This window comes from Pseudomonas sp. Pseusp16 (assembly GCF_047324915.1).
GTDB lineage: Bacteria > Pseudomonadota > Gammaproteobacteria > Pseudomonadales > Pseudomonadaceae > Aquipseudomonas > Aquipseudomonas fluorescens_CD.
In genome coordinates this window covers 6,138,381-6,164,916 of sequence record NZ_CP168522.1, presented here as the reverse complement: position 1 = coordinate 6,164,916, position 26,536 = coordinate 6,138,381, and the positions used below count along the sequence as shown (strand labels likewise).

At 59.7% G+C, this 26,536-nt stretch carries 25 protein-coding genes, 1 pseudogene and 1 riboswitch; of the genes and pseudogenes, 11 read left to right on the top strand and 15 right to left on the bottom strand.

All coding sequences use genetic code 11. The features are described 5' to 3' along the window. The first annotated feature begins 9 nt into the window (after positions 1-9). A complete protein-coding gene (locus ACEN8Q_RS28055; RefSeq protein WP_413704028.1) occupies positions 10-1,083 on the top strand; it encodes a polymorphic toxin type 44 domain-containing protein in 1,074 nt (357 codons plus the stop codon). 483 nt (positions 1,084-1,566) lie between these two features. Here ACEN8Q_RS28055 and ACEN8Q_RS28050 read toward each other — a convergent pair whose 3' ends face one another. The 5 genes from ACEN8Q_RS28050 to ACEN8Q_RS28030 form a co-directional block, all read right to left on the bottom strand. Then, positions 1,567-4,305 (bottom strand): LuxR C-terminal-related transcriptional regulator, encoded by a 2,739-nt coding sequence (locus ACEN8Q_RS28050; protein ID WP_413427780.1) that lies wholly within the window; start codon positions 4,303-4,305, stop codon positions 1,567-1,569. A 175-nt stretch (positions 4,306-4,480) separates the two neighbouring features. Continuing rightward, complete coding sequence (locus tag ACEN8Q_RS28045; RefSeq protein ID WP_413427781.1) at positions 4,481-5,845, bottom strand: DUF1329 domain-containing protein; 1,365 nt, start codon at positions 5,843-5,845, stop codon at positions 4,481-4,483. A 28-nt stretch (positions 5,846-5,873) separates the two neighbouring features. Then, positions 5,874-7,757 carry a DUF1302 domain-containing protein gene (locus ACEN8Q_RS28040; RefSeq protein ID WP_413427782.1) on the bottom strand — a complete coding sequence of 628 codons (1,884 nt, stop codon included), beginning with the start codon at positions 7,755-7,757 and terminating at the stop codon, positions 5,874-5,876. 339 nt (positions 7,758-8,096) lie between these two features. Then, entirely contained in the window at positions 8,097-9,779 is a 1,683-nt protein-coding gene (locus ACEN8Q_RS28035) for a fatty acid--CoA ligase (RefSeq protein ID WP_413427783.1), read from the bottom strand. 256 nt (positions 9,780-10,035) lie between these two features. Continuing rightward, positions 10,036-10,665: a LysE family translocator gene (locus tag ACEN8Q_RS28030; RefSeq protein ID WP_218477436.1), complete on the bottom strand. Its 630-nt coding sequence runs from the start codon at positions 10,663-10,665 to the stop codon at positions 10,036-10,038. Between the two features lie 91 nt (positions 10,666-10,756). Here ACEN8Q_RS28030 and ACEN8Q_RS28025 point away from each other — a divergent pair, with 91 nt between their 5' ends. The 3 genes from ACEN8Q_RS28025 (at position 10,757) to ACEN8Q_RS28015 (ending at position 13,603) form a co-directional block, all read left to right on the top strand. Next, the gene (locus ACEN8Q_RS28025) at positions 10,757-11,722 is read left to right on the top strand and encodes a 2-hydroxyacid dehydrogenase (RefSeq protein WP_413427784.1); all 966 of its coding nucleotides are present in this window, start codon (positions 10,757-10,759) and stop codon (positions 11,720-11,722) included. A gap of 33 nt (positions 11,723-11,755) precedes the next feature. Continuing rightward, positions 11,756-12,754 (top strand): methyltransferase, encoded by a 999-nt coding sequence (locus tag ACEN8Q_RS28020; RefSeq protein ID WP_413427785.1) that lies wholly within the window; start codon positions 11,756-11,758, stop codon positions 12,752-12,754. A 51-nt stretch (positions 12,755-12,805) separates the two neighbouring features. Continuing rightward, positions 12,806-12,928, top strand: a riboswitch (yybP-ykoY riboswitch). A gap of 90 nt (positions 12,929-13,018) precedes the next feature. Beyond that, positions 13,019-13,603, top strand: coding sequence for a TMEM165/GDT1 family protein (locus ACEN8Q_RS28015; protein WP_008016665.1), 585 nt, complete (start codon positions 13,019-13,021; stop codon positions 13,601-13,603). Between the two features lie 153 nt (positions 13,604-13,756). On the opposite strand, the gene ACEN8Q_RS28010 is transcribed toward ACEN8Q_RS28015, so the two are convergent. After that, entirely contained in the window at positions 13,757-14,575 is an 819-nt protein-coding gene (locus tag ACEN8Q_RS28010) for a M48 family metallopeptidase (protein WP_413427786.1), read from the bottom strand. A 272-nt stretch (positions 14,576-14,847) separates the two neighbouring features. Here ACEN8Q_RS28010 and ACEN8Q_RS28005 point away from each other — a divergent pair. Then, positions 14,848-16,134, top strand: a pseudogene (locus tag ACEN8Q_RS28005) (HAMP domain-containing protein); the annotation flags it as partial. A gap of 12 nt (positions 16,135-16,146) precedes the next feature. Next, positions 16,147-16,989, top strand: coding sequence for a methyl-accepting chemotaxis protein (locus ACEN8Q_RS28000; RefSeq protein WP_413705520.1), 843 nt, complete (start codon positions 16,147-16,149; stop codon positions 16,987-16,989). A gap of 108 nt (positions 16,990-17,097) precedes the next feature. Here the strand turns inward: ACEN8Q_RS28000 and ACEN8Q_RS27995 are convergent, their stop codons facing one another. The 3 genes from ACEN8Q_RS27995 to ACEN8Q_RS27985 are packed head-to-tail and all read right to left on the bottom strand — an operon-like array spanning position 17,098 to position 18,209. Then, positions 17,098-17,721: an SOS response-associated peptidase gene (locus ACEN8Q_RS27995; protein WP_008016662.1), complete on the bottom strand. Its 624-nt coding sequence runs from the start codon at positions 17,719-17,721 to the stop codon at positions 17,098-17,100. A gap of 35 nt (positions 17,722-17,756) precedes the next feature. Continuing rightward, positions 17,757-18,017: a putative signal transducing protein gene (locus tag ACEN8Q_RS27990; RefSeq protein WP_007979315.1), complete on the bottom strand. Its 261-nt coding sequence runs from the start codon at positions 18,015-18,017 to the stop codon at positions 17,757-17,759. A gap of 9 nt (positions 18,018-18,026) precedes the next feature. Continuing rightward, entirely contained in the window at positions 18,027-18,209 is a 183-nt protein-coding gene (locus ACEN8Q_RS27985; protein ID WP_085715945.1) for a CPXCG motif-containing cysteine-rich protein, read from the bottom strand. A gap of 139 nt (positions 18,210-18,348) precedes the next feature. Between ACEN8Q_RS27985 and ACEN8Q_RS27980 the strand changes: the two genes are divergently transcribed. Continuing rightward, complete coding sequence (locus ACEN8Q_RS27980) at positions 18,349-19,515, top strand: 1-acyl-sn-glycerol-3-phosphate acyltransferase (protein WP_413427080.1); 1,167 nt, start codon at positions 18,349-18,351, stop codon at positions 19,513-19,515. Positions 19,516-19,590: 75 nt separating this feature from the next. On the opposite strand, the gene ACEN8Q_RS27975 is transcribed toward ACEN8Q_RS27980, so the two are convergent. Then, positions 19,591-19,869 (bottom strand): hypothetical protein, encoded by a 279-nt coding sequence (locus ACEN8Q_RS27975; protein ID WP_008016658.1) that lies wholly within the window; start codon positions 19,867-19,869, stop codon positions 19,591-19,593. Between the two features lie 190 nt (positions 19,870-20,059). Between ACEN8Q_RS27975 and ACEN8Q_RS27970 the strand changes: the two genes are divergently transcribed. Continuing rightward, positions 20,060-20,266, top strand: a complete 207-nt coding sequence (locus tag ACEN8Q_RS27970) for a hypothetical protein (RefSeq protein WP_085724026.1) — start codon at positions 20,060-20,062, stop codon at positions 20,264-20,266. A gap of 124 nt (positions 20,267-20,390) precedes the next feature. Here the strand turns inward: ACEN8Q_RS27970 and ACEN8Q_RS27965 are convergent, their stop codons facing one another. After that, positions 20,391-20,975 (bottom strand): YajG family lipoprotein, encoded by a 585-nt coding sequence (locus tag ACEN8Q_RS27965; RefSeq protein WP_007973847.1) that lies wholly within the window; start codon positions 20,973-20,975, stop codon positions 20,391-20,393. Positions 20,976-21,180: 205 nt separating this feature from the next. On the opposite strand from ACEN8Q_RS27965, the gene ACEN8Q_RS27960 reads away from it, so the two are divergent. Both ACEN8Q_RS27960 and mqo read left to right on the top strand, forming a co-directional pair. Further along, a complete protein-coding gene (locus ACEN8Q_RS27960) occupies positions 21,181-21,420 on the top strand; it encodes a hypothetical protein (RefSeq protein ID WP_413427077.1) in 240 nt (79 codons plus the stop codon). 737 nt (positions 21,421-22,157) lie between these two features. Next, entirely contained in the window at positions 22,158-23,666 is a 1,509-nt protein-coding gene (mqo, locus tag ACEN8Q_RS27955) for a malate dehydrogenase (quinone) (protein ID WP_413427075.1), read from the top strand. A gap of 66 nt (positions 23,667-23,732) precedes the next feature. Here mqo and ACEN8Q_RS27950 read toward each other — a convergent pair whose 3' ends face one another. The 4 genes from ACEN8Q_RS27950 to ACEN8Q_RS27935 form a co-directional block, all read right to left on the bottom strand. Continuing rightward, entirely contained in the window at positions 23,733-24,020 is a 288-nt protein-coding gene (locus tag ACEN8Q_RS27950) for a PA4642 family protein (protein ID WP_008016652.1), read from the bottom strand. Positions 24,021-24,083: 63 nt separating this feature from the next. Further along, entirely contained in the window at positions 24,084-24,569 is a 486-nt protein-coding gene (locus ACEN8Q_RS27945) for a hypothetical protein (RefSeq protein WP_413427073.1), read from the bottom strand. Positions 24,570-24,696: 127 nt separating this feature from the next. Then, positions 24,697-25,170, bottom strand: a complete 474-nt coding sequence (locus ACEN8Q_RS27940; protein ID WP_413704027.1) for a WbuC family cupin fold metalloprotein — start codon at positions 25,168-25,170, stop codon at positions 24,697-24,699. 3 nt (positions 25,171-25,173) lie between these two features. Next, positions 25,174-25,731: a hypoxanthine-guanine phosphoribosyltransferase gene (locus tag ACEN8Q_RS27935; RefSeq protein ID WP_007981338.1), complete on the bottom strand. Its 558-nt coding sequence runs from the start codon at positions 25,729-25,731 to the stop codon at positions 25,174-25,176. 164 nt (positions 25,732-25,895) lie between these two features. Here ACEN8Q_RS27935 and upp point away from each other — a divergent pair, with 164 nt between their 5' ends. Then, complete coding sequence (upp, locus tag ACEN8Q_RS27930; protein WP_102671705.1) at positions 25,896-26,534, top strand: uracil phosphoribosyltransferase; 639 nt, start codon at positions 25,896-25,898, stop codon at positions 26,532-26,534. The last annotated feature ends 2 nt before the right edge of the window (positions 26,535-26,536 follow it).

Genomic DNA, 26,536 nt, shown 5'->3' with positions numbered 1-26,536 from the left:
GACTGAATCATGGGGCGAGGAACAGCTAACGGGTTAGGACAAGGATTGCACGGCGACCTGACCACGACAGGAGCCATGTGTATCAGTAGCTTGCCCTGTGCAACGCATGGAGGGCGTGCTGTGCTACGACTCGGGGACAAGACCACTGCGTGTAAAAAATGCGGCAGAACCGGCGTTATCGTTGACAGCCTACCCGCTATGAAATGGCACGGCGTTCCAACTGTACTGGACGGTGCAGAAGTTCACTGCGGCTGCCCACCAGGTACCAATCGGCTGATTGCTCCCGCACCTTCGCCTCGCGCCACCCGCTCCGAGCACACTCAAAGTGTTGCTCATCCGACGAGGCATTCTGATCAAGTATCGACGACAAAATCTCTACAAAGTGATCAAAAAACAGTTGAGATAAAAACGCGACCTGTCGTTTGCAACGACCCGGACATGATGGAAGAGGTAGCGAGCTACATTGCCGGGGAAATGAACCGCAATATTACTCATCCGTCCGTAGTGAAGATGAAGAACCTCAACAATTTTGACGCTGATGGTGAGCAAAAGAAGTTCAGAAAACTACCTTGGTACGCACGCCTTTCCCCACCCAACTTCAAAGCAATTGAGTCAGGAAACAGGGTGACGGCCATGGCTCTTTGGGCAGAGCGCGTAGGTCAGAACAGACCCTGGGATCACAAGGTCACGATAGGGCTACAGTTTGGCGGCCCCTGGCAGAAACAAGGTATGTTCGACTACTTCTACGACATATGGTCAAACGTGCACTATGGGTACGTAGGGATGGCGGGAGGACTTTCCGAAAGTCTCCTTTTGGATGGAGCTGGAGTCGAACAAATTGCCTCAGATTCCATCCGTAAAATACAAAAATGGGATAAAAGACCGGGGCCACGTCGGTCGACGGACATCGAAGGGATGCGAGCGTGGGACGACATCGGAGACAGGGTATCTATCAGCATTGGCATCAAACTCTACAGACTTCAACCGAACGGCGGGATAACAGTGAAGATGCTGATGGATGAAGTCTTGGGTTTACCACGCACAAGCTGGGGTGATGGTATTCGTGACCATATCTGTAAATAAGCCCCATTCCAGGAATACATGGTGCGGTTTGGTCATTCTATTGCTCGCACCCATCCTCTTTTGGTACTTCGCCGCACCTCAGGTGAACTTCTACTTTTCTGAAAAAGGCCAAGGGCGCCTAGGCTACATCCTGAATGTGCAGCACGAGATCTCGAAGGGAGAACTTTACCCTGGTGAAGTGACTGGAGGCCCCGGTCATATCTTCCCAGACGCGAAATTTTTTATGGAGTTTTACTGGAATAACGGAGGTAAATCACACTGCATACGGGTCAAACCGAAATGGCCAAACACAGATATCTACATTGGGCCAGACGGAGAAATTGAGAGTCGCACTGAGAGTAGCCGTATTGAACAATGTGGAGCGCTCCCGGGCTGATTGCTGGCCAATGTTTTCAAATTTGGCCCGTTTTTTTGACCACAACTCCCCTCTTGCAGTACAGAGTCACTAATACCAGCCCCCCACGCTGGAAAGTCCGCTGCACGTTACACCAACACCCCCAGCTCCTTGGCCCGCGCCACGGCCTGAGTACGCCGCTCGACCCCGAGCTTGCTGTTGATGTGGCTGGCGTGGGTCTTGACCGTGTGCAGGGAGATAAACAGCTGATCGCTGATTTCCTGGTTTGAACAGCCCTGGGCAATCAATCGCAATACCGCCAGTTCCCGCGTGCTGAGCTGTTCCGCGGCGACGCCGGACTCCTGGCCGGAGCGGGCAGCCAGTGCCGGCAGTTTTTCACTGAGGCTCAGGGAAACGGGGGTTGGCGGACAGAGTTGAAGTTGCCCACGCAGCCAGTCCGGGTAATCGGTCAACAAGCACTCAAAGGGTTGCAGCACCCCGCCACCGGCGACGTCCAGCGCCTGAGCCAGGGCCTTGCGTGCTTCCGGTTCCCGTCCGGTGCCCAGCAATAGCGCCACTTTCTGGGTCAACGCCATGGCACTGAGCATCTGTCGACCGCTTTGCTGGCCATGTTCAAGCAGCGCATTCAAACGCCCTTCAGCCAGCATCGGTTGGCCCTGGATGGCATCCAGCAAGGCTTGCTGCAATTCGATATGCAGCGGCAATTGCGGGTGGAACTCTGGCGGTGCTGCCCCGTATTCACCGTTATAGGTCTGGCCCAGACGCGCCAGCCAGGCTTCAGCCAGATCGGTGCGCCCCTGGGCCAGCCAGAGTTCACATTTGACCAGGGTAATCATCGCCAGGTAGTAGATCGGCGGCACATCCCAGATGTGCATCAGCCGTTCGGCTTCGGCAAGTTCGGCAAAGGCCTTGGCGAACTCACCGCTGCAGCCTTCCAGCCTGGCAATCACGCAGTGGCCGATAAGCACGCTGATGTCACGACAGGCACGCGCCTCGCTCAACCCGGCCTGCAAGCGCACCCGGGCCAATTGCGGCTGCATGCGCTGGGCCAGCAAAAAGCCTTCGTACAAGGTCAGCCGGGCGCGAACCGCATACAGCCGTTGCGCAGACAGGCTCTGCAGGCGCTGCATTCCCTGACGGACCTCTTCCAGCGCCCGACAGATTTCCCCGCGCGCTTGCAACACCCGGGCACGGTCGTAGTGCGCCAGTGCTTCGAACAACGGGTTGCCGACCCGTTGCGCCAGCTCCAGCGATTCGCGGTTCAGCCCCCGCGCCTGCCACAAATCACCATCGGCAATGGCCAGGTTGGACAGGGTCGAGAGGCACATCAGGCGCTGGCCGTAACGCTTGGTCGGAAGACTCTCCAACGCTTCGCGGCAGTACCGCAGCGTCAGTTCGCGGTTGCCGCGCCCACGGGCAATGATGCCGCTCAATGCCAGCCATTGAGCCAGCATGGACTTCTGGGCGGTGGCTGACGGAGCAGGCAGGAAGCGGCTCAAATGGCTGGCCAGCTCCTCGGCGGCATCCAGCTGGCAAGCCATCCCCAGCGCCCAGCTATACAGCACGATCAGTCGCGGCGTGCTGATCAGCAAGCTGTCAGGCAAGTCCATTTTCCAGCGCAGCAACATGCCGACATTCTGCTCGGCCAGCAGTTGCTCTTCGGAGAGGTTCTGCACCAGGTTCGCCGCGACGTCCAGGTGACCGGCACGCAGGGCCTGCTCCACGGCCTCATCGAGCAATCCCTGGGCATTGAACCAGCGACAGGCACGCAGGTGCAGGCTGGCGGCCGGGACCATCGACTGGGAAGTCGGCCGCGTGCGCAACAGATCGGAAAACAGGTGGTGGTAACGATACCAATGGCCATGCTCGTCCAGCGGCACCAGGAACACCTGGTGAGCCAACAGGAAACGCAGGATCTCTGCGCTGTCATGGGCGTCGCGGACGGCATCGCACAGTTCGCTGCAAAAACGTTCCTGGGGCGCCGTGTCATAGAGGAACGACTGGACCTCGGCGGGCAGGCAATCGATGACTTCTTCGAGCAGATAATCACGGATCAGCCCTTCCCCACCGTGCAACGATTGCGGCAGCGTCCCATCGGTGCCCGCCTCCGAAGCGGCCAGTAGCCAGAAGCGTAACCCCGCGACCCAGCCTTCGCTGCGCTGGATCAGACTCTCCAGTGCCTCACCGCGCAAGGAACTGCTGTGCCGGTCGAGCAGGCTCAAGGCCTCGTCACGGGTCAGGCGCAAATCCTGTTCATGCAACTCAAGCAGTTGTCGCGACAGCCGCAGCCGCGCCAGGTGCCAGTCGGGACGTTGCCGACTGGTGACCATCACCAGCAAGCCATCCGGAAGATGATTGAGGAAAAACTGCAGGCAACGGTCCAGTACCGGCCCCTGGGCCAGATGGTAATCATCCAGCACCAGCAGCAATGGCCTCGCTGTGGACAGGTGCACGGCCAACTCGTCGAGCAGGCCGTCCAGCCACTCTTCGAACGCGAACGGCTGATGGCGCTGGCGCATTTTCAACAGCCCGAGGGATTGCCTGCCCAGGTGCGGAAAATAGTCCTGAAGGCCTTCGAGCAGGCGTTCGAGAAAACGCCCCGGGTCACTGTCTCTCGGGCTCAACCCCAGCCAGAGACTTTGCCAGTGCTCTGGCAAGCCCTGACAAAACTCCACCGCCAACGAACTCTTGCCGAACCCTGCCGGTGCGCTGACAAGCAACAACCTGCCTGCGAGCCCGGCATTCAGCCGTTCGCACAAACGCGGACGCAGCACATGGCCGTCGGGCAACGGCGGGCGGAAGAAGCGCCCGTCCAGTGTCGCGACGGCAACATGAGCAGAACCTGGGGGTGTAGACAAATCAGTCATAACCGGCTCTTGTTTGAATTGCGGGTGGCGGCGTTGCAGATGTCCGCAGACTAGCCGTAATCGGATAGGGAATGAAGGTAATTGCTACAAATGGCTACAAAAAGACTACAAGCAAAAAAAAACGCCCCGAACCAGTCGGGGCGTTTTCAGAGGGTGCGTCGCTACTCAGTTCACCTTAGCGAACACCATCCTGACGCAAGGCTGCCGGGGTGAAGTCGCTGGTGGTGGCGGTGAAGCCGAAGTCATAGGCCGACTTCTCTTCGTTCTTCATGCCGAGCGCCAGGTAACGACCCGACTGCAGGTCATACAGGGCTTCGAGGGCATACCACGGCACTTGCTTGTCGTAATAGTTCTCGGCGTGGGCCTCGGCGACGCGCCACAGTTGACCGCGACCGTCGTAGTGATCGATCACCGCTGCTTGCCAGGTGTCTTCGTCAATGTAGAAGTCACGCTTGGCGTAGATGTGACGCTGACCTTCCTTCAGGGTTGCAACCACATGCCACACACGACGCAACTCGTAACGAGCCAGGTCCTGGTTGATGTGGCCGGCCTTAATGATGTCGGCGTACTTGAGCTTCGGATCATCGAGTTTGTAGGCATCGGAGGCGATGTACATCTCTTTCTTGCCTTCGAGCTTCCAGTCGTAGCGATCCGGCGCACCGTTGTACATGTCCAGGTTGTCGGAGGTACGCAGGCCATCGGCTGCAGTACCCGGGCCGTCATAGGACACTTGCGGTGCACGGCGCACACGACGCTGACCGGCGTTGTAGACCCACGCCGAGCGCGGCTCCTTCACCTGGTCGAGGGTTTCGTGCACCAGCAGCACACCACCGGCCAGACGTGCCGGCGCGGTCACTTTCTGCTTGAAGTAGAACAGGATGTTGCCCGGGTTTTTCGGGTCGTAATCCTTCATCTTGTCGCGGAACACGAACTGGTCCTGGAAGTAGACCAGGCTGAACGAACCGTTCGGCTGTGGTGTGGCCTGGGTCACGAGGCGGGTCACGCTGCCCCCGCGATAGCGGGTGATGTGGTTCCAGATGACTTCCACGCCGCTTTTCGGAATCGGGAACGGCACGGCCGTTTCGAAGTTTTCCAGACCGTTACCGCCGGACACCAGGTTGGTGTTGGTGGCGTTGCGCTTGATGGCGGCGAACACGTCATCCGGCACGGTGGCACCGCGATGGGACGGGTACACCGGCATCTTGAAGGTTTCCGGGTAGCGCTTGAACATCGCGTACTGGCCCGGGGCGAGCTTCTCTTTGTACTGATCGACGTTCTGCGCCGTGATGGTGAACAGCGGCTTTTCGCTGGCGTACGGATCGGACAGGAAGCCCTTGCTGTCAGCGGTGCCGGCATTCTTCGGCATCGGCTTCCAGGCCGGGATAGAACCGTCGGCGTTACCCGCCATTTCGGCGCCCATCGGGGTCAAGCTCTTGCCCAGCTTGTCAGCCTCGGCCTGGGGAACCGCTGCCATGACGCTGGTCGCCAGCAGCGAAAGCCCCAGAACACCGGCGTGGAACAGACTCTTTGTTATTTTCATATGTGCGTTCGTCCTGAGAATACAGTGCTTAGAAGTTCACGCCGACGCTGAGCGCAACGAAGTCGCGGTCATCCACGGTGGTGTACTTGCCGTCGAAGAAGTTGGTGTACGCCAGGCTCGCGGTGTAGGTGTTCTGGTACTCGGCGTCGACACCCAGGCTCACCGCCTTGCGGCCTTCCTCGAAGTTGCCGCCAGGGCCAGGCGAGTAACCGCTCACGTCATGGGACCAGGCAACGTTCGGCTTGAGGTTCACACCGGCAAACACGTCGTTGTATTCCCAGATGGCGCGACCGCGGTAGCCCCACGAAGTCGGGGTGGTGAAGCCTTCGTTGGTGCAATTGCGGCTGAGGTTGTTGGTTGGAGTACCCGGGCCGGCCCCGCGGATGGTGCCGGCGTTAAGCGTCACGCAGGTATTTTGGCCGTTGGTAGCAGGCAACTCACCCGGGCCGTAGACCGGGTCACGGCCGTAACGGACATCGGAGGAGCTTTCCAGCCCGCCGACATGAGTCACGCCCACTTCGCCCACCAGGGTCAGACGGCTGGCGCCCATGACCTGGTCAAAGAAGTGCGTCAGGGTAGTCTGGAACTGGGTGATCTCTTTACGGCGATAGCCGTGCAGGTCAGTACCCGGTGCAGCGGACAGCAGCGACGCGTTGCCCAGGCCGTTCAAAGGACGTACACCAGCGAACAGGATGTCGGTGGTATTGAGCTGCACCGGAGCGTTCGGACGGTAGCTGATCTCACCGCTCCACGCCGTACCGGTAGGCAGGGTGGTGGAGAAGCTCAGGCCGTAGAGACGGATGTCTTCCGGGTATTCGATGAAGTATTGCGAATTACCCGCCACCAGCAATGGCGCCAGCGCGGCGAACGGACCTGGGAGTCCCGCTGCCGTGTTGTAGACCGACTGCGGCGCACCAGTGGCGCTGAAGATCGGCGCACGGCTGTGGTAGTTCATGAAGTAGGCGCCGAACTCGGTGTCCAGCGGATCGAACATGTACTTGAAGGACGCGCCCCACTGACCGCTGTCACGGGCATCACGATCGGGGCCACGACGCACCAGAACACCCTCTTCGTTGACGTCGACGCCGTTGGCGGCCAAAGGCCCCAGGGCAATGGCCGGAATTTGCGAGCGCTTGTTCAGCACGCGCAGGTTGTTGTCGCAGCCGTCGGCAACAATGTCCGGCTGGGAGAAGAACGTGCCGCAGTTATCGACGACGGTCTGGTCCCATTCCAGTTGGTAGAAGGCTTCGGCCGAAAGGTTTTCGGTCAGGCTCTGGGAGATGTAGAACATGTTGACCGGGATCAGGCCTTCCTTGATCTCGGCACCCGGACGGCGGAACGCGGACACGTCGATCGGGTTGATCGAGTTGATGCCGCCGCCGATGAAGGTACTTTCACCCCAGCTCACGACCTGCTTGCCCAGGCGCACGGAACCTGGCTGATCGGCAATGGAGTAGTTGTGGTAGACGAAGGCGTCGAGGAGTTGAGTGCCAGCGGACTTGGCGCCTTCTTTGCGGCCGTCGTCGCTGATGTCCTTGAACGGACGGCTTTCGTCTTTCAGTTCAAAGTCGTACCAGTATTTGCCACGGACGAAAACACCGGTATCGCCGTATTTCAGTTCAAGGTCATGGATGCCCTTGAAGATCTTCGAGAAGGTTTCCCCGCTCTTGAAGTTCAGGTGACCGTCATCAGAAGTCTGGGACAGACCCTTGCCACCGTTGTTGACACCGATGAGGTTCTTGTTCGGCTGCTGAGTAGACCAGCTGGCACCAATCGACAGGGATGAGTCGAACTGACCTTCGATTTCACCTACGTTGAAACTGACGCCGAATGCTGGCCCGGCGAGCGTAGAGGCAAGACTGACAGCCAGGGGCAGTTTCGCCCGGCGCCAGAACTGGTTTGCTGATGTCATCGACGCTACTCCATGTGCATTTTATTGTTATGGCAGTGAGCACTTCTAAAAACGCTGTGGATAACCGGGAGCCATGGCATCCCAAAGTCATTCCAAAGTTGCATCGCCCCGGTTTGTGCGGTTGCCCCGTTCTTAAAAATCCTTGAGCGGACTATAGCCAGCAGGTAGTAGTGCTTGATCCCTCTAAAGTGTGATTTGCAGCTGCCAGCCACTCTGGAACAGTCCTTTCGCCAGTCCGACGCCCGTCGGCCCGGCAAGAATGGCTGAAATTTTCGATTTGACAAGCCAAGCGCTTGCTTGGTGGGGCTGGCGTGCCCTTTCGGGCACGCCAAGAGGCGCTTAAAGCGTCGAGAGGAAGGTGCTGTTGGTGGCCTGCCATTCGGTGATGTCGACACGAATGCGCTTCTTGTCGAGTTTGCCGACACTGGTCTTGGGAATTTCAGTAACAAGGGCGATCTGGCTCGGAATCGCCCACTTGCTCAAGTGCCCCAGTTCCACAAACGGCTTGAGGTGTTCCTTGAGTTCCCGGGCCCCGATTGTGTGCCCCTCACGGAGCACCAGCAGGGCAAACGGTCGCTCGCCCCATTGCGGATCAGGGATCCCCACCACTGCTACTTCGCGTACCGCCGCATGACGGCTGATCAGGTCTTCGAGGTCCAGGGAGGAAATCCACTCGCCACCGGTCTTGATCACGTCCTTGATGCGGTCACGAATGTCTATCACACCCATGCTGTCCAGGGTCGCCACGTCGCCGGTGTGCAGCCAGCCGCCGGCCCAGAGTTCGGCGCCCTTCTGCGGCTCGTTGAAATACCCCTCGGTCAGCCACGGTGCGCGCAACACCAGCTCGCCCTGGGTCTCGCCGTCGGCAGGCAGGAAGTTACCCTCGGTGTCGACGATCGCCGCCTCTACCAGCGGCCCGGGTACGCCGGCCTTGATCCGGTAGGTGGTGCGCTCGTCTTCAGTGCCGGCCATCAATTCGTCGTTGAGGTGCGCGCACGACACCAGCGGCCCGGTTTCCGACATACCGTACGCTGCGGTCAACTGAATGCCCTTGGCTTTTGCCGCTTCGTACAGCGTGCGGTTCAGGGCGCTGCCGCCGATGACGATTTTCCAGCCGCCGAAGTCGACGTTCTGCGCGGCCTTGGCATTGAGGACCATCTGCAAGATGGTCGGTACGCAATGGGAGAACGTGACCTTCTCCTTGCGCCACAACTCCACCAGATACTCCGGGTCATAGCGACCGGGGTACACCTGCTTGAGTCCGAGCATGGTCGCCACATACGGCAAGCCCCAGGCGTGCACATGGAACATGGGGGTGATCGGCATGTACACGTCGTTGGTGCCCAGCAGGCGCACGCTATCGATCGCGCCCATGATGGTCGACACGCCCATGGTGTGCAGCACCAGTTGCCGATGGGTGAAGTACACGCCCTTGGGATTGCCGGTCGTGCCGGTGGTATAGAACGTGGTGGCAACCGAGTTTTCGTCGAAATCCTCGAAGTCGTACTGCGGGCTCGCCGCGGCCAGCAGCTGTTCGTATTCGCCGACGAGGTTCGGCAGGTCAGCGGTCTTTTCCGGCAGGTCAGTCAGCAGCAGGGTTTTGTCGACTGTGGTCAGATGCCCTTCGATGGCCTTGTAGAGCCCGACGAACTCGCTGTTGACCAGCACAAAGCGGTCCTCGGCGTGGTTCATGGTGTAGAGGATCTGTTCCGGCGACAGGCGCACGTTGATGGTGTGGATCACCGCACCGATCATCGGGATGGCGAACATGCATTCCAGGTAACGATGGCTGTCCCAGTCCATCACACCCACCGCATCCCCGGGCTTGACCCCGGCCGCTGTCAGCACGTTGGCCAGACGCGCCACCCGCTCGATCAGGGTCGGGTAGCTGTAGCGCAACTTGTCGCGGTAGATGATCTCGCGGGTTTTCTCATAACGGGCACCGGACATCAGTAGCCGTTTGATCAACAGCGGGTACTGGTAAGCGCCTTCGGCCGGGGGGATAACGCGAGTCTGCAACATAATAATCCCTTTAATCTGACTGCACGGTCGTGACTGAAAGTACGCACTGTAGTGCCCTTGATCGTCAGCCAAATCAGCCAAAGGAATGATTTGCAGAGCCCCACCAATGCTAGCGTTGCGCCATCACTCATAGGGCTTGATTACCCGTAGGAGCGGGCTTGCCCGCGATGAACCCGGGATTTTCGCGGGGTGTCAGATATCAAGTGTTATCGTTGACGAGCATCGCGAGCTCGCTCCTACAAGGACAGATATCTGATCAATGCATCTCGGTAAAGGCGAGCTTCACGCCAATCGCAATCAGCACCGCGCCCATGGTCCGGTCGAACCAGTGCCCCATGCGTGCGAAACCGGCGCGTACGCGTTGCTGGCTGAACAACATCGCCACCAGACAGAACCAGGTCGCCGTCGCCACCGCCAGGTAAACCCCATAACCGGCCTGCACGGCCAGTGGTGTGTGCGGGTTGATCACCACGGTGAACAGCGAGAGGAAGAACAGCGTGGCTTTCGGGTTGAGACCATTGGTGACGAAACCTGAGGTGAAGGCACCACGGGCCGTGCGCTCCCCGGCTTCCTTGTGCAGATCGTCCGCCACAGGCTTGGCCGGTTGCGCGCGCAGTGCCTTGTAACCGATGTACAGCAGGTAAGCGGCGGCGGCCCATTTCAAGGCATTGAACAGCACGATCGACTGGGACACGATCAGGCCGATCCCCAACAGGGAATAACCCACGTGCAGGAAGATCGCAGTACCCACGCCCAGCGCAGTCCAGGTGCCCGCGCGGCGACCGTGGGTGACACTCTCACGCACCACCACGGCAAAGTCCGGGCCGGGGCTGGCCACGGCCAGCAGGTGAATCAGGGCAACGGTCAAGAACTCTGTCCAGTACATGGGGGCTCCTTTAGGCCAAGCGTAACTATTAATTCCATCTGGTAGGCTCGGCAGGTTACGCCTTCAGTTCATTGCACAAAAGGTACAGTTGATGACGAACACTCGCCGCGCCGTTTTCCTCGACCACCCGTCCCTGGACCTCGGCGACCTTGACCTCAACCCGCTGCGCAGTTGTTTCAGCGAACTGCAGCTGTTCGCCCAGACCTTGCCCGATCAAGTCATCGAACACCTCAAGGGCGCTACCGTCGCCATCAGCAACAAGATCCTGATCGATGCCGCCGCCATGGCCGCCAGCCCTGATCTCAAGCTGATCCTGATCACTGCCACCGGCACCAACAACGTCGACCTCGCCGCCGCCCGCGCCCACGGGATTACCGTGTGCAACTGTCAGGGTTACGGCACGCCATCGGTGGCGCAGCACACGATCATGCTGCTGCTCAACCTGGCCACGCGCCTGGCCGATTATCAAAAAGCCGTCAGCGATGGCCGCTGGCAGCAAGCCAGACAATTCTGTTTACTGGATTACCCGATTGTCGAGCTCGAAGGCAAAACCCTTGGCCTGCTGGGCCATGGCGAATTGGGTGGCGCAGTCGCACGCCTGGCTGAAGCCTTCGGCATGCGCGTTCTGCTGGGGCAAATTCCCGGGCGCCCTGCCCGGCCGGACCGCCTGCCACTGGATGAACTGTTACCGCAAGTCGATGCCCTGACCCTGCACTGCCCGCTCAACGAACACACCCGGCATTTCATCGGCGCCCGAGAACTGGCCTCAATGAAGCCCGGCGCATTCGTGGTCAACACTGCCCGCGGTGGCCTGATCGACGAACAGGCGCTGGCCGACGCCTTGCGCAACGGGCATCTGGGCGGCGCCGCCACTGACGTACTGAGTGTCGAGCCTCCGATCAATGGCAATCCGCTGCTGGCCCACGACATCCCGCGCCTGATCGTCACCCCGCACAACGCCTGGGGCAGCCGCGAAGCGCGCCAGCGAATCGTTGGCCAAGTGACCGAAAACGCACTGGGATATTTCAGCGGTAAGGCGCTGCGGGTCGTCAGTTGATAAACTGCGGCACTTTTTTTCACGGGAGCAGTTATGGATCCGCGCAGTGAAGTACTGCTTCGTCAGGCCGAGTTATTCCAGGGTTCGGTGCTGTTGGCCGGTTTGCCCGCCGACGACTTGCTGGGCCGTCTGCCCGAGGCTCATGGCTGGTGCTGGCACGCCGGCGATCAGGCCGCGCTGGAAGCCCGCTTTGCCGGGCGCAGCCATTTTGGCGTGAACGCGCCTGAGCGCGGGTTCGATAGCGCCGTGGTGTTTTTGCCCAAGGCCAGGGACCTGACTGATTACATCCTCAACGCTGTGGCCTCACGGCTGCAAGGCCGCGAGGTGTATCTGGTGGGCGAGAAAAAAAGCGGCATCGAAGGTGCAGCCAAGCAACTCAACCCTTTCGGCAAGCCACGCAAGCTCGACAGTGCGCGGCATTGCCAGCTCTGGCTGGTCACCGTGGCCGATGCGCCACAAGCCAAACCGCTGGAAAGCCTGGCACAGACCTACGAACTGCCGCTGGCCGAAGGTCCGTTGAAGGTCATCAGCCTGCCGGGGGTGTTCAGCCACGGTCGCCTCGATCGCGGCAGCGCGCTGCTGCTGGAGCACCTGGACAAACTGCCCGGCGGTCACTTGCTCGACTTCGGCTGCGGCGCAGGGGTCTTGGGCGCGGCGGTGAAACGTCGCTATCCGCACAATCAGGTGACGATGCTGGATGTGGACGCCTTTGCCGCCGCCAGCAGTCGCCTGACACTGGCGGCCAATGGTCTGGAAGCCGAGGTGATTACCGGTGACGGAATCGATGCGGCACCGATGGGTTTGAGTGCGATCCTGAGCAATCCGCCGTTCCATGTCGGCGTGCACACCGACTATTTCGCGACGGAGAACTTGCTGCGAAAATCGGCCAAACATCTGAAAAACGGCGGCGAACTGCGCTTGGTGGCGAACAGCTTCCTGAAGTACCAGCCACTGATCGAAGAGCATCTGGGCCCATGCACGATCAAGGCCGAAGGCCAGGGTTTTCGCATCTACCGGGCTAAACGCGGCTAAGGCTTTTTTGAAAAAGAAGGCTTGCCGAATGGATTTTGCCTAGGCAGAATCCGCTCCGTCCTAGGGGAGTAGTCTCCCACGAGCGCCACGCTCGTCCGGCATGCGTCAACATACTTGGTCCTCAGACCATGGCGCATGCGACCCAAGCATCCACATCAGATGGATCGCAGGGTTTGACAAGACCTATGACACGAACACCTTACCCGGGGCGGGAAGGCTGTACGTGTCATAGCCGTGTCGACCCGCCCCTTAGGAAACCCCCTGATGCTGGATTCACTACTCGTACCTACCGCAATCGTTGCCTTGGCCGAAATCGGCGACAAGACGCAACTGCTCGCGCTCATTCTCGCTGCCCGATTCCGCAAGCCCTGGCCGATCATCGCTGGTATCGTCGCCGCAACCCTGGCCAACCACGCGGCCGCCGGTGCAGTCGGTGCCTGGGTCGGCAGTTTCTTCTCGGATACGATGCTGCACTGGATCCTCGCCGCAAGCTTTGCAGCGACCGCACTGTGGACTCTGGTGCCGGACAAGATGGATGACGACGAAGCCAGTACCGCCCGCAAGTTCGGGCCATTCCTGACCACGCTGATCGCGTTCTTCCTGGCGGAAATCGGCGACAAGACCCAGATCGCAACCGTGATGCTGGCTGCGCAATATCCGGAGTTGTGGCTGGTGATCATCGGCACCACCCTCGGCATGCTGATTGCCAACGTGCCCGTGGTATTGGCCGGTAACTTTGCCGCGGACAAATTGCCGTTGACCCTGATCCGTCGACTGGCGGCGTCGGCGTTCTTCATTCTGGCGATTGTTGCGGTGTACAAGGCGATGCAGAGCAGTGGGTGGGTTTGACGCGCCCAGTAGGTAATACCGTATAACCGTTCTTCGCGAGCAAGCCCGCTCCCACATTTGATCTCCAGTGCAATCAATGGAGATTCAGTGTGGGAGCGGGCTTGCTCCGGGCGGCGTTCCGACGAAGAGGCCCGCAGCCTCACCGCATGACTATCAGTACTTCCTGGCCTGCTCGTACAGCGGCATCACCTTCGGAATCGCCGCCTGCAACGCAGCGGTCCGGCTGCTGGAAGACGGGTGAGTGCTCATGAACTCCGGCGGCGCGCCTTCGCTGGCCTTGCTCATCTTGCCCCACAGGCTGATCGCGGCGTTCGGGTTGTAGCCGGCGCGTGCAGCCAGCTCAAGGCCAATCAAATCCGCTTCGTTTTCGTTTTCACGACTATTGGGCAACGTCATGCCATAGTTGGCTACCGTGTCCGCCAGTGCCAGACTGTCCTGGCCCAGCCCCAACAAGGCGCCGGCGCCCTGCTTGGCCATCTCGATCCCATAAGCCTTGGACATTGCCTCACGACCGTGCTCGCGCAGGGCGTGGGCGATTTCATGGCCCATGACCGCGGCAATTTCATCATCGGTCAGCTGCAGTTTGTCGATCAACCCGGTGTAGAAAATGATCTTGCCGCCAGGGCCGCAGTTGGCGTTGAGTTCATCGCTCTTGATCAGGTTGACTTCCCACTTCCACTGGGCCGCGTCCGGACGGAAGTTCGGCGCCTGGGCAATCAGCCGGTCGGCAATCGCCTGAACCCGCCGGGCTTCATTGCTGGACTTGTCCAGCACACCTTTGCTGGACGCTTCGCCCACGGTCTTCTGATAGGACTGGGCATACATCTGGTCGACCTCTTGCGAGGACAACATGCTGAACATGTACTGCTTGCGCTCAACGCCGACAGCACCGCCACTGGTGGTATTGACCGACTGGCAACCGGCGAGCAGCAGGCCTGCGCTCAGCGCACACAAAGCCAATGTCTTGTTCATCGAAAAACTCCCTGAAAACATGCCGCGTATCCTAGGCGTGGAATTGTATCGACGCCAGATACAACGGACATAAGACGCACAATTCAGACAAAGCTCTCGTCGGTGCAGGAAAAAATTCACATTCCGCGGCGAGCCGCAGCCCATCACGCCGCGCATTGATTCATTTGCGACATCCGCCACGCAAAAACAGCCATTTCAACGGCCCGCGCTCATGCTCGCCCGACACCCTGCCGATACACCTCCGCAGACGTCCTTTCGCGCGCGGAGCCCCCATGAAATTCAAGTCGATCCAGTTTTCCGTGGCGGCCCTTGCCGGCGCCATCGTCCTTAGTGTCGTGGCAGCGCTGGTGGTGTACGCGCTGTTTTCCGGCGCCCGCACGCAAGACATGATCCAGGGGCGGACCCAGGCCCAATTCGAGCAAGTCATCGAACAGCGCCTGACGTCCCTGGCGCAAACCCAGGTCAGCCAGATCCAGCGTGAACTCGAAGCACCGCTGCTGATTGCCGGCGGACTGGTGCGGGTCAATGCCCTGATCGGCACACCGGCTGCCGATGGCAAGCCCGCCCTGAGCCTCAGCCGCGAGCAACTGATCGGCCTGATCAAGGAAAACGTGGTCAAGAACCCGAAAATCCTCGGCACCTACATCGGCTGGGAAAAAGACGCACTGGATCACAACGATGCGGCCTACGTCGGCACCCAGGTGGTCGGCATCGACGCCAGCAACGGGCGCTTCCTGCCCTGGTGGTTCCGCAACGACGACGGCACCCTGGGGCTGGACAAACTGGTAGACGTCGACGACCAGAAGACCCTGTCCACCGGCGTGCGCGCCAGTGAGTACTACCTGTGCTCGAAAGAAACCAGAAAATCCTGCGTGATCGATCCGGCGCCTTACAAAGTGGGCGACAAAATCGTCATGCTTGCCTCCTTTATTGAGCCGATCATGCTCAACGGAGCTTTCCAGGGCATCGTCGGCGCCGACCTGTCGGTGAACTTCATTCAGGAAATGCTCCTTGGCGCCAACCAGAAACTCTACGGCGGCGCAGGTGAAATGACCCTGGTTGGCGGCAATGGCCGGATCGTTGCGTACACCAAGGATCCGAGCAAATTCGGTGAAAAAGTCAGTGACATCCTCGACAGCAAACAGATTGCCAACATGGCCAATCTCAAGCGCGGCGAAGTCACCTACAGCGTCGACAAGGCCCAGGGCCGGATCGAGCTGTACCTGCCTTTCGGCATCGGCCAGACCGACGCCCGCTGGACCTTGATGCTGCAACTGCCGCTGAACGCGGTGATGGCCGACCTGCAAAAACTCCAGGCCGACCTGAACGCACAGCGCAAATCCGACACCTTCGGCATGGCGATGGTCGGTCTGGTGATTGCCGGTATCGGCTTGCTGGTGATCTGGCTGGTAGGCCACGGCATCGCCCGCCCACTCAAGCAGATGGTGGCCATGCTCGACGACATCGCCCAGGGCGAGGGTGACCTGACCCGGCGCCTGACCAGCGACCGCGCCGATGAGCTGGGTTCGATCGCCAAAGGCTTCAACACTTTCCTGGCCAAGTTGCAGGCGATGATCACCCAGGTGGTGACTTCGGTGCAGAGCGTCAGCGATTCCTCGGAACACACCGCCGACATCTCCATCCGCACCAACACCGGTGTACACAAACAAATGGCCGAGATCGATCAGGTCGCCACCGCCGTGCAGGAGATGACCGCCACCGCCCAGGACGTGGCGCGCAATGCGACCCAGGCCGCACAGGCCGCCAGCCATGCCGACCAGGCCGCCAGCCAAGGCATGCAGATCGTGCGTGACACGTCGGACTCGATTGGTGCCCTTGCCGTGGAGATCGGCCGGGCCGTCGGTGTGGTGCAAACCCTTGCCAAGGACAGCGAAAACATCAATGCCATCCTCACCGCCATTCGCGGGATCGCCGAGCAGACCAATCTACTGGCCTTGAACGCAGCCATCGAAGCCGCCCGTGCCGGCGAACAGGGCCGAGGTTTTGCCGTGGTGGCAGACGAAGTGCGTAACCTGGCGCAGAAGACACAAAAGGCCACCGAAGAAATCCAGACCATGATCCAGCAACTCCAGCAAGGCACGCGGGATGTGGTGCGAGTCATGGAGGACAGCCAGAACCGCACGGACGAAAGCGTACTGCACGCCTCCAAGGCCGCCGAAGCACTGGAAACCATTACCCAGGCGGTGTCAGTGATCAACGACATGAACACTCAGATCGCCAGCGCGGCCGAGGAGCAAAGTGCGGTAGCGGACGACATCAACCGCAACGTGATCAACATCGGGCAAGTGGCCAATGAAGTGGCCGGTGGCGCGGATGAGTCGAGTGCAGCCAGTGCAGACTTGACCAAACTGGCCGAGCAGCAGCGGCGGTTGATCAATCAGTTCAGGGTCTGATCCGAGGGCCTCTTCGCTGGCAAGCCAGCTCCTACAAGGGATCTGCGGTGTTCACAAATCCTCTGTAGGAGCTGGCTTGCCAGCGAAGGCGTCAGCACACCCAACACATCAACCCGGCGTCAGACACTCAGGCCCATTGAGCTTCGGATCATTCACCATGTTCGCCAACACCCGCTCGCGCAACGCGGCGGGCTCACTGGCCAGCAAGGCTTGCAAAGCATGCAGCGGCGTATCCGGATCCAGCCATGCCGCCTGCCCCGCCTCATCGAGTATCAACGGTCGACGCTGACTGGCGGCTGGCTGGGTAATGACCGCCGTACTCAGCCACACCTGCTCCTGTACGGGATACGCCTCCCAGATCGCCGCAAAGAACAATGACGAGCCCTCCCCCGGCGTCAGCCAGTACGGCCGCTTGCGGGTGGTGCCGCGCCATTCGTAAAAACCATTGGCCGGCAACAGGCAGCGGCGCAAGCGCAGGGCTTCGCGGAACATCGGTTGTTCGGCCACGGTTTCGGCTCGGGCGTGTGCCGGGGTCCGCGACAGGTCGGTCAGCCAAGGCGGCGTCAGGCCCCAGCGGGCGCGGGCCAACGTGCGCTGGCCGTCCGGCCCGGCCCGCAGCATCAACACCGAATCATTGGGGGAAATGTTCCACTGCGCCTGCTGGTCGGCGGGAAAACCGGGCAGCGCCGCGAAGGCGGGATTCCAGCGAAACAGGGCATAACGTCCACACATGGGGCAACACGGCTCTTGATCAAACGAACGCCAGCCTAACAGACCAGCGTGCCGGGAAAACTGTCCGGTTCATCACCGGACAGCGGCAGCGCGGCATTGTACGCGGTGATCAGCTCGCGGGCGTATTCGGCCTGGTCGTTCTCGACCGACAGCCCGAGCAGGCCATAGATCGGCAACTCGCCGCTGCCCCCGAGCAAATCACGACCGACCAGATGCGCCTCGATACCCTCGCTGGCGAGCATGCCTTGCAGCAACTCGCCTTCCATCAGGTTTTCCGGATCGTAGATGCGCTGCATACACGCTCCTCACTCGTTTTCACTGAACACTTCGAGATGCCATTCCTCTCCATGAACCTGCAACACAAACGTTATCGGCCGGCAGCATACCTGGCAGTCCTCGATGTAGGTCTGATCGCCACCGGACAAATCCAGAGTAGTCTCTACCTCCTCACCACAATACGGACATTCATACAGCGCGTTTTCCAGCATCGCGGTCTCCCAAGTGACTTGTGCGTATAATCGCCGGTCTATTTGCAGGGCTATTTTTGTCTGGCTACTTTTTCAGACCGTGCCCCGCCGGTTTTCGATCAAAACCTTTACTTACCCTAGCCGTTTCTAACAAGAGAGCATGATGGGCGAATTCGATGCCATCCGACCTTACGACGACAGTGAAGTCCCGGCAGTGCTGGCACGGCTGCTCGGCGACAAGGCGTTTCTAGATATCCTCACCCACTTCCGCTTCCCGCGTTTCGCCGGCGCTTTAGGCTGGGCGCTCAAACCTCTTATAGCCCATCGGCTGCGCCGTGAGTTTGCCGGCGTGACCTCCGTGGCCACATTACAGGACAAAGTCGAGCATTACGTCGACCATACCATCGAGCGCGCCACCGACGGTGTCACCTATACCGGGGTAGAGCAATTCAAGTCCGGCAGTGCCTACCTGTTTATCGCCAACCACCGCGATATCGTGATGGACCCGGCCTTCGTCAACTATGCCGTGTACCACGCCGGTCTGCCGACCCCGCGCATCGCCATTGGCGACAACCTGCTGCAAAAGCCTTTCGTCAGCGACCTGATGCGCCTGAACAAGAGCTTCATCGTGCACCGCTCGATCAGCGGACGTCGGGAGAAAATGGCGGCTTATCAATTGCTGTCGGCGTACATCAACCATTCGATCCGCAATGATTGCGCCTCGATCTGGATCGCCCAGGCAGAGGGGCGTGCCAAGGACGGTGACGACCGTACCGAATCGGCAATCCTCAAGATGTTCCACATGAGCCGCAAGGACGAGCCGTTCGGTGAAGTCATTCAGTCGCTGAACCTGACCCCGGTGTCGATCAGCTACGAATACGACCCGTGCGATCAGGCCAAGGCCCGCGAGCTTTACATCCGCGCCACCACCGGCAGCTACACCAAAGTGCCGGGCGAGGATGACGTGAGCATCGCCAAGGGCATCACCGGCTACAAGGGCCGGGTGCATGTGAACTTTGCCGCGCCGATCACCGACCTGTTCGAAGATACCAAGCAATTGGCGGTCGAGATGGACAAGCAAATCCTCAGCGGCTATCGCTTGTTCCCGGTGCATTACCTGGCTTATGCGCAGTGGAAGGACGCTGACCCGCAACTGCAGGTACCAAAAGCTGCGCAAGTGTTCCCGGCCGAGGAACTGGCCAAGGCCCAGGAAGAATGGCAACGCCGCCTGGACGCCTGCCCCGAAGAGCATCGTCCATTCCTGGTGTTGCAATATGCGACGCCGGTACGCAATCAGTACCGGGTGAAGGCAGGGTTGCCGCTGTAAGCGGTTTCGGCCAGATGCAAAAACGGCGCCTTCGAGGCGCCGTTTCTGTTTCTGCGAGGGTGCTGCGTCAAGACTTCAGACCTGCGTACTGATCCACGACACCAGCAGCGCCATCCCCATGCAGGCAAAACCGAAAATGTAGAAAAACCGGTTCCTGCGCAAGGTCGCCCAGTCCAGCGTGGGCTCTACGCTGGGGCTGCTCTGGCGCTGCGCCTGCAAACTGGCCATCGCGCGCAGTTCGCGACGACGGGTGGCGTGCAACAACCAGCCGCCCGGGAAGGCTAAGAGCAAGGCCAGCAGATTGATCAATTTGGCGGGATGGGCGGTAAACAGCGTCATCAAGTGCAGCGACATCACAGACCTCAAGTAAAACAGGTGGCAGGTGCCGGACCGGCGACCGCGGCGCGGATTCTACCGAAACCCTGCGCCCCTGCCCTCTGTTTCCGACAAATAACGAAGCAATTGACTAATGGCTGTCCTGAGTCACGGCTTCGTCATCTGTATCGGCGACCATGCGCGCCTCGAAACCGACACGGACCTCGTCATGCTCCACGCCGAAAACCAGGATCGTCTTTACCTCATCACCCCCAGCGAAGAACAACAAGCCCTCGTCGGCAGCCTCGCTTTCAATGTTCAAGACCGCCATTGGCTGGTGTATTGCGCCCTGGGTGGACATCAACATGCGGATTTGCCGGAAACGGATTTGCTGACCGGTGTGAGCGTGCTGGATTTCTACTCGCAAGCCGCGTGATTCCCTTGCCCCCTGTAGGAGCGAGCTTGCTCGCGATGGACTTGAGGACGCCGCGGGGTATCAGATTCCCCGCGTAATCGTTAACGTCCATCGCGAGCAAGCTCACTCCTACAGTGGGCTCGCATTACTCGCCGAGAATCTGGCCCACGGTCGGGTCCTTGAACAGGCGGGTCAACGCATCGCTCAACACATCGCTGACCAGCTTGGTGTTGGTTTCCTGGTTCGGCGCCATACCGAAGCGCTGGTCCAGGGACGAACCATAACGGCCGCTGTAGCGACGGTTGGCGTTCTGTACATCCGAGCGGAACGTCGCGCCGATGGTGGCTTCGGTCACGTACATGCCTTCCTTGGGCGACTGGTACTTCAACTCTGCCAGGGTCACGGTCAGTTGCGGTGCATTCATGGCATTGTTCGTCGGGGTAAAGCCCAACAGACGCACGGCGGCTTCAGCCTGGGCCTGCAGTTTCGGCAGGATCTGCGCGCCCTGCACGGTGATCGCGCTGGTCTCCGGATACAGGCCGCCACGGGTTCCCAGGGTTGGCGACGGACGACCGTCCACTACACGTACCACAACGGGCTGGCCATGGCCGACCGGGGCCAGCTGGGCGGTCAGCTTGGGTTCCGGGCTCAGTTGTTGCGGGCTGTGGGCGCAGCCAACCAGGGTCAAACTGGTCACAGTGATCAAACCGAACAACAGGCGTTGCAACATGCTCTTCTCTCCAGAATCAGGCACAAACAGGCCAGCAGTATAGCGGTGCGCCACCGCGGGGAACCAGCACCTCACCGTGTTTGATGAAATCTCTGACAACTCCCTGGGAAAGCGGTTCTTGTCACCTATCTGTCATCGCCCATACACTTGCACGTAACGGCTAGTGGGCTATTTTCACAATAACCGCCCTACAAGGTAATTTGCCATGCGATACCTCGTCTCGTTGTTCGCACCACGCCCACTGCACCGCTGCTTTGCCCTGCTCGACAGCAATGGCCATTGCCAGGCGTTCAAGCAGTGCAGCCTCCAGCCCATGGGTGATGGCTGGGTTGAAATCGAAGAAATCCGCCTGAACTGGCTGAATCAGCCGCTGCCGGCCGGTGCCCGCGTCGTTTCGCAACAGCAGCAGCCACGCTCGCGTGCACAGCAATTGATGACGACCTGACCAAACACCTAATAAAAGTCATTAAACACGACCAATTCCCTGCGTTTCTTAGATACAATCTCCCCCCGATTATAAGGACGTCTCCTGATCGGGCCTCGCAGCATCGTCAATGCGCTTGTGTTGACACCCCGCACCGCCCACAGAGAGCCGCCCACACAGATCGAGTGAAGCTGGCGCGCTTGCTGTTTCGTTGAGCAAAACCTCCACTTTTCGCGAATCTGCAGAGCTGTCATTACGCTCGGTCACTGAGCTGTTTGCCCGTTTTGCCTGCCCTGTATCCCATGGCGGCAATCCATCCGGGCACGGTGCCAGGCTGGGACAGCCCTTTTTGAGGTTCACGTCTTCAAAAGAGCGTGAAAAAAACGGGTTTTCACAACTTCACAAGAGTGTGGCGAGCAAATGAATAGTTTTGCGTCTGAACATGCACCATTAGCGTCTACAACAGCCCAACGACACAGGACCGAGTATTCCTCTAACACCGGAGCCTGAAGCCTGTCCGCTACGGATTTGGTTGCACAAACGGATGTATCGACCATAAGTCGAATTGCCTCCCGCGCGCTGAAATGAGTTCATATGGCTCATAGGCCCGGCAGGTAGCGTCCGTCGAAGTTGCGATAAATTGCGAAGATTCGGACATGGCGACACTGCCATGGGTACCTGGGGCAACACTGACACGCCCCGTCACTCCTGGCAGCCATGCCGACAATTTGGTGCTGCAGATTTTGGAGACGCGTTAAATGGCGCATAACGAAGCAGTCGACGTAGTACTGGTTGGGGCCGGCATCATGAGTGCCACCCTGGCGGTACTGCTCAAAGAGCTCGACCCCGCGATCAAGCTGGAAGTCGTCGAGCTGATGGATTCCGGTGCTGCGGAGAGTTCCAACCCGTGGAACAACGCCGGTACCGGTCACGCCGGGCTGTGTGAGCTCAACTACACGCCGCAGGCAGCCGATGGCGCCGTCGACATCAAGAAAGCCGTGCACATCAACACCCAGTTCGAGGTGTCGAAGCAGTTCTGGTCGTACCTGACCCGAAAAGGCACGTTCGGCTCGTGCAAATCGTTTATCAGCCCGGTGCCACACCTGAGTTTCGTGCAGGGCGACAGCGGCGTGTCCTTCCTCAAGGAACGCTTCAGGGTGCTGAGCAAGCACCACGCCTTCGCCGACATGGAATACACCGAAGACAAGGCCAAAATGGCCGAGTGGATGCCGCTGATGATGCCTGGCCGCGATCCTGGCGAAACCCTCGCCGCGACCCGCGTGATCAATGGCACCGACGTCAACTTCGGCGCCCTGACCAACCAGTTGCTCAAGCACCTGACCAGCGCACCCGATGCCCAGGTCAAGTACTGCAAGCGCGTGACCGGCCTCAAGCGCAGCAACGGCGGCTGGACCGTCAGCATCAAGGACGTCAACAGCGGCAATACCCGTGAAGTCGACGCCAAATTCGTCTTCCTCGGCGCTGGCGGCGCGGCACTGCCGCTGCTGCAAGCCTCGGGCATCGAAGAAAGCAAAGGCTTCGGCGGCTTCCCGATCAGCGGCCAGTGGCTGCGCTGCGACAACCCGGAAGTGGTCAAGCACCACCAGGCCAAGGTCTACAGCCAGGCCGCAGTAGGTTCGCCACCCATGTCCGTGCCGCACCTTGACACCCGCGTAGTCGATGGCAAGAAGTCCCTGCTGTTCGGACCGTACGCCGGCTTCACCACCAAGTTCCTCAAGCACGGTTCCTTCATGGACCTGCCGATGTCGGTTCGCGCCGGCAACATCGGCCCGATGCTCGCCGTGGCGAAAAACAACATGGACCTGACCAAATACCTGGTCAGCGAAGTGATGCAGTCGATGGAGCAGCGCCTGGATTCCCTGCGTCGCTTCTACCCGCAGGCGAAACCCGAAGACTGGCGTCTGGAAGTGGCCGGCCAACGGGTGCAGATCATCAAGAAAGACCCGAAAAAAGGCGGCATCCTGCAATTCGGTACCGAACTGGTCGCGGCCAAGGACGGTTCCCTGGCGGCACTGCTCGGCGCTTCTCCAGGTGCCTCAGTGACCGTTTCGATCATGCTCGAGCTGATCGAAAAATGCTTCCCGAGCAAAGCCAAGGGCGAATGGGCCACCAAACTGGCCGAAATTTTCCCGGCCCGGGAAAAAGTTCTGGAAACCGACGCTGCGCTGTATCGCAAGATCAACGCGCAGAACAACGTTGCCCTGGAACTGGTTGAAGCCAGCAGCGAGACCGAAAGCTACGCTTGATTCGGCGCCATGAAAAACGCCCCGTTCTCGGTGAGAACGGGGCGTTTTTTTATGGCTGAAATTTACTCAGCCGCGAGCTTTCTCGATCAGCTCGATGTAATCCGCCGCGTTGCGCTGATCCTTGATCAGGGCAACGAAGTCATTGCCGTGCTCATCCTTGCCATTCACGTCGTAACCCGCTTCGACGAAGAACGTCAGGAAACGCTCGAAATCGTCGATGCGCAGGCCACGGTAGGCCTTGACCAGTTTGTGCAGGGACGGAGAAGTCGCGTCGACCGGTTCGAAATCGAGGAACAACTTGATCTGCTCATCGCCGATCTCGTCACCAATCACTTGTTTTTTATCTTTACGCATTGCCGACTCCAGCTCGCAGACATTTCACGGGGCGGGCAGTTTACCCCTGCGCAGGCACAGGGCTCAACGCGGACGAGTGCTGCCGGTGTGCAGATCGGCCCAGACATGCCCATTGGCGTAGCTGAGAAACTGGCAATACACCGTGTCGTTGCGCAACAAGTCGATCACCACCCGGTATTGCGCCAGCGGGTAATAGAGGGTCAGGGTCTTGCTCGGCGCGTCATAGACCGGCTTCTTCAGGCTTTTGCTTTCGCCGTCGAAATTGACCAGCACCTGACTGATGCTGGCGCCCTTGTTCAGGGATTTGCCCTTGAGTCGAATCAGCAGGGGCGAAGTGACCGGAATGGGCTGTTGACTGGATTGACGCTGGCTGCCGACCACCACCGAATACTCGGTAACCTGCAGCAGTTGTTGCTGCTCGGGATCAGCAGCGCGCAGAGTGAGATCGTCCGGCGGCAGAAATTGACTGTGCATGGGCGCCGGGGCCGCGGCAAGTGGCAGGCTGAGGGTCAGCAACAGGGCGGCACAGCAGCGGATCGAACGGCTCATGGCAGGCTCCAGAGGACGGGTGTAGGAGCGAGCTTGCTCGCGATGTAATTGAAGGCGACGCTTTTTCCAGACAAGCGTCATCGTTCACGTCCATCGCGAGCAAGCTCGCTCCTACAAGTGGTGTATATCAATCGAACTGCGCGTGCATCCAGGCCTGATACTCGGCAACACCGGGCTCGCCTTCGCGTGGAGCCCAATGCGCCAGTTCACCTTCACCGACCGGACGGTAAGGGCCGGCCTTGCATTCGAACATCAGGCTGTCGGCCTCCAGCACCACCAAGCCGTGGAACACACCGGCCGGCAGGTCCACGCCAACACAGTCGCCACCGGCCTGAAGCACGGTCTTGCTCAGCACCGTACCGGTCTCGTCAAAGATCAACACACCCAGCCGCCCCTTGAGGACCAACAGGGTTTCGGCCTTGTTGTCGCCCAAATGCCGGTGAGGCGGGATATACGTGGACGGCTGCAACCCCACCGCCATGCGATGGCAAGCGTCCTCCATCTGATGGAAGTTGTGATGCTGGCGCCCACGAGGATTGGCCGCGGCTTTCCCGGCCAACTCGGTGAACAGGGTCTGATCCAGAAAGCGAGGCGTATCCATGTCTTACATTCCTTTAACGGCGAAAATCCCGTTGGCGTTACGCCAGTAGCCTTTGTAGTCCATGCCGTAACCGAAGATGTAGCGGTCGATGCACGGCAGACCGACGAAATCGGCCTTGAGATCCGGCCGGGCCTTGCGGTCGTGGTCTTTGTCGATCAACACGGCAGTGTGCACTTTACGTGCGCCAGCGTGTTTGCAAAAGTCGATGATCGCGCCCAGGGTGTGCCCCTCATCGAGGATGTCGTCGATGATCAGCACATCACGGTCGATGAAGGACACTTCCGGCTTGGCTTTCCAGAACAGGTCGCCGCCGCTGGTTTCGTTGCGATAGCGGGTGGCGTGCAGGTAGGACGCTTCCAGCGGGAACTGCAGATAGGTCAGCAGCTTGCCGGAGAAAATCAGCCCGCCGTTCATCACGCAGAACACCACCGGGTTGCTGTCGGCCATTTGTTCGTTGATTTGTGCACCGACGCGGGCGATGGCCGCCTCGACTTCAGCTTCGGTGTACAGGCAGTCAGCCTCTCGCATGATTTGACGGATATGCTCGAGATCAGCGGACATGGCGCTCTCCAGGGGGTTGGAAGTCAGGAAAAGCGGGCAAAGGTACGCATCCCGCACGGCCAGATCAAGCGTTTGTGGACTAACGTACTGTATGTCTATAGGACAACACCCTCGGATAGATTAATCTAGGCCGGTTTTTTTGCCCGCCGCCGGAGCCTTTCCCCATGCCCATCCATGAGATCCGCCACCCGCTGATCCGTCATAAACTTGGCCTTATGCGCCGCGCAGACATCAGCACCAAGAATTTCCGTGAGCTCGCTCAGGAAGTCGGCGCCCTGTTGACCTATGAAGCCACCAAAGACCTGCCGCTGGAGTCCTACGATATCGAGGGCTGGTGCGGCACCGTATCGGTCGAGAAAATCGCCGGCAAGAAAATCACCGTGGTACCGATCCTGCGTGCCGGCATCGGCATGCTCGAAGGCGTGCTCAGCCTGATCCCGGGCGCCAAGGTCAGCGCCGTCGGCGTGGCTCGCAACGAGGAAACCCTTGAAGCCCACACCTACCTGGAAAAACTGGTACCGGAAATCGACGAACGCCTGGCAATGATCATCGACCCGATGCTTGCCACCGGTGGCTCGATGGTTGCCACCATCGACCTGCTGAAAAAAGCCGGCTGCAAGGACATCCGCGCCATGGTGCTGGTCGCCGCGCCAGAAGGCATCGCTGTGGTCGAGAAAGCTCACCCGGACGTGATCATCTACACCGCTTCCATTGATCAGAAACTCAACGAGCACGGCTACATCATCCCAGGGCTGGGCGATGCCGGTGACAAGATCTTCGGCACCAAGCAGAAGGACGCGTGAGC

Coding starts and splice junctions, on each gene's coding strand:
- ACEN8Q_RS28055 (WP_413704028.1), top strand. CDS start 10: ATGGGGCGAGGAACAGCTAACGGGTTAGGACAAGGATTGCACGGCGAC.
- ACEN8Q_RS28050 (WP_413427780.1), bottom strand. CDS start 4,305: ATGACTGATTTGTCTACACCCCCAGGTTCTGCTCATGTTGCCGTCGCG.
- ACEN8Q_RS28045 (WP_413427781.1), bottom strand. CDS start 5,845: ATGAAAATAACAAAGAGTCTGTTCCACGCCGGTGTTCTGGGGCTTTCG.
- ACEN8Q_RS28040 (WP_413427782.1), bottom strand. CDS start 7,757: ATGACATCAGCAAACCAGTTCTGGCGCCGGGCGAAACTGCCCCTGGCT.
- ACEN8Q_RS28035 (WP_413427783.1), bottom strand. CDS start 9,779: ATGTTGCAGACTCGCGTTATCCCCCCGGCCGAAGGCGCTTACCAGTAC.
- ACEN8Q_RS28030 (WP_218477436.1), bottom strand. CDS start 10,665: ATGTACTGGACAGAGTTCTTGACCGTTGCCCTGATTCACCTGCTGGCC.
- ACEN8Q_RS28025 (WP_413427784.1), top strand. CDS start 10,757: ATGACGAACACTCGCCGCGCCGTTTTCCTCGACCACCCGTCCCTGGAC.
- ACEN8Q_RS28020 (WP_413427785.1), top strand. CDS start 11,756: ATGGATCCGCGCAGTGAAGTACTGCTTCGTCAGGCCGAGTTATTCCAG.
- ACEN8Q_RS28015 (WP_008016665.1), top strand. CDS start 13,019: ATGCTGGATTCACTACTCGTACCTACCGCAATCGTTGCCTTGGCCGAA.
- ACEN8Q_RS28010 (WP_413427786.1), bottom strand. CDS start 14,575: ATGAACAAGACATTGGCTTTGTGTGCGCTGAGCGCAGGCCTGCTGCTC.
- ACEN8Q_RS28000 (WP_413705520.1), top strand. CDS start 16,147: ATGATCACCCAGGTGGTGACTTCGGTGCAGAGCGTCAGCGATTCCTCG.
- ACEN8Q_RS27995 (WP_008016662.1), bottom strand. CDS start 17,721: ATGTGTGGACGTTATGCCCTGTTTCGCTGGAATCCCGCCTTCGCGGCG.
- ACEN8Q_RS27990 (WP_007979315.1), bottom strand. CDS start 18,017: ATGCAGCGCATCTACGATCCGGAAAACCTGATGGAAGGCGAGTTGCTG.
- ACEN8Q_RS27985 (WP_085715945.1), bottom strand. CDS start 18,209: ATGCTGGAAAACGCGCTGTATGAATGTCCGTATTGTGGTGAGGAGGTA.
- ACEN8Q_RS27980 (WP_413427080.1), top strand. CDS start 18,349: ATGATGGGCGAATTCGATGCCATCCGACCTTACGACGACAGTGAAGTC.
- ACEN8Q_RS27975 (WP_008016658.1), bottom strand. CDS start 19,869: ATGTCGCTGCACTTGATGACGCTGTTTACCGCCCATCCCGCCAAATTG.
- ACEN8Q_RS27970 (WP_085724026.1), top strand. CDS start 20,060: ATGCTCCACGCCGAAAACCAGGATCGTCTTTACCTCATCACCCCCAGC.
- ACEN8Q_RS27965 (WP_007973847.1), bottom strand. CDS start 20,975: ATGTTGCAACGCCTGTTGTTCGGTTTGATCACTGTGACCAGTTTGACC.
- ACEN8Q_RS27960 (WP_413427077.1), top strand. CDS start 21,181: ATGCGATACCTCGTCTCGTTGTTCGCACCACGCCCACTGCACCGCTGC.
- mqo (WP_413427075.1), top strand. CDS start 22,158: ATGGCGCATAACGAAGCAGTCGACGTAGTACTGGTTGGGGCCGGCATC.
- ACEN8Q_RS27950 (WP_008016652.1), bottom strand. CDS start 24,020: ATGCGTAAAGATAAAAAACAAGTGATTGGTGACGAGATCGGCGATGAG.
- ACEN8Q_RS27945 (WP_413427073.1), bottom strand. CDS start 24,569: ATGAGCCGTTCGATCCGCTGCTGTGCCGCCCTGTTGCTGACCCTCAGC.
- ACEN8Q_RS27940 (WP_413704027.1), bottom strand. CDS start 25,170: ATGGATACGCCTCGCTTTCTGGATCAGACCCTGTTCACCGAGTTGGCC.
- ACEN8Q_RS27935 (WP_007981338.1), bottom strand. CDS start 25,731: ATGTCCGCTGATCTCGAGCATATCCGTCAAATCATGCGAGAGGCTGAC.
- upp (WP_102671705.1), top strand. CDS start 25,896: ATGCCCATCCATGAGATCCGCCACCCGCTGATCCGTCATAAACTTGGC.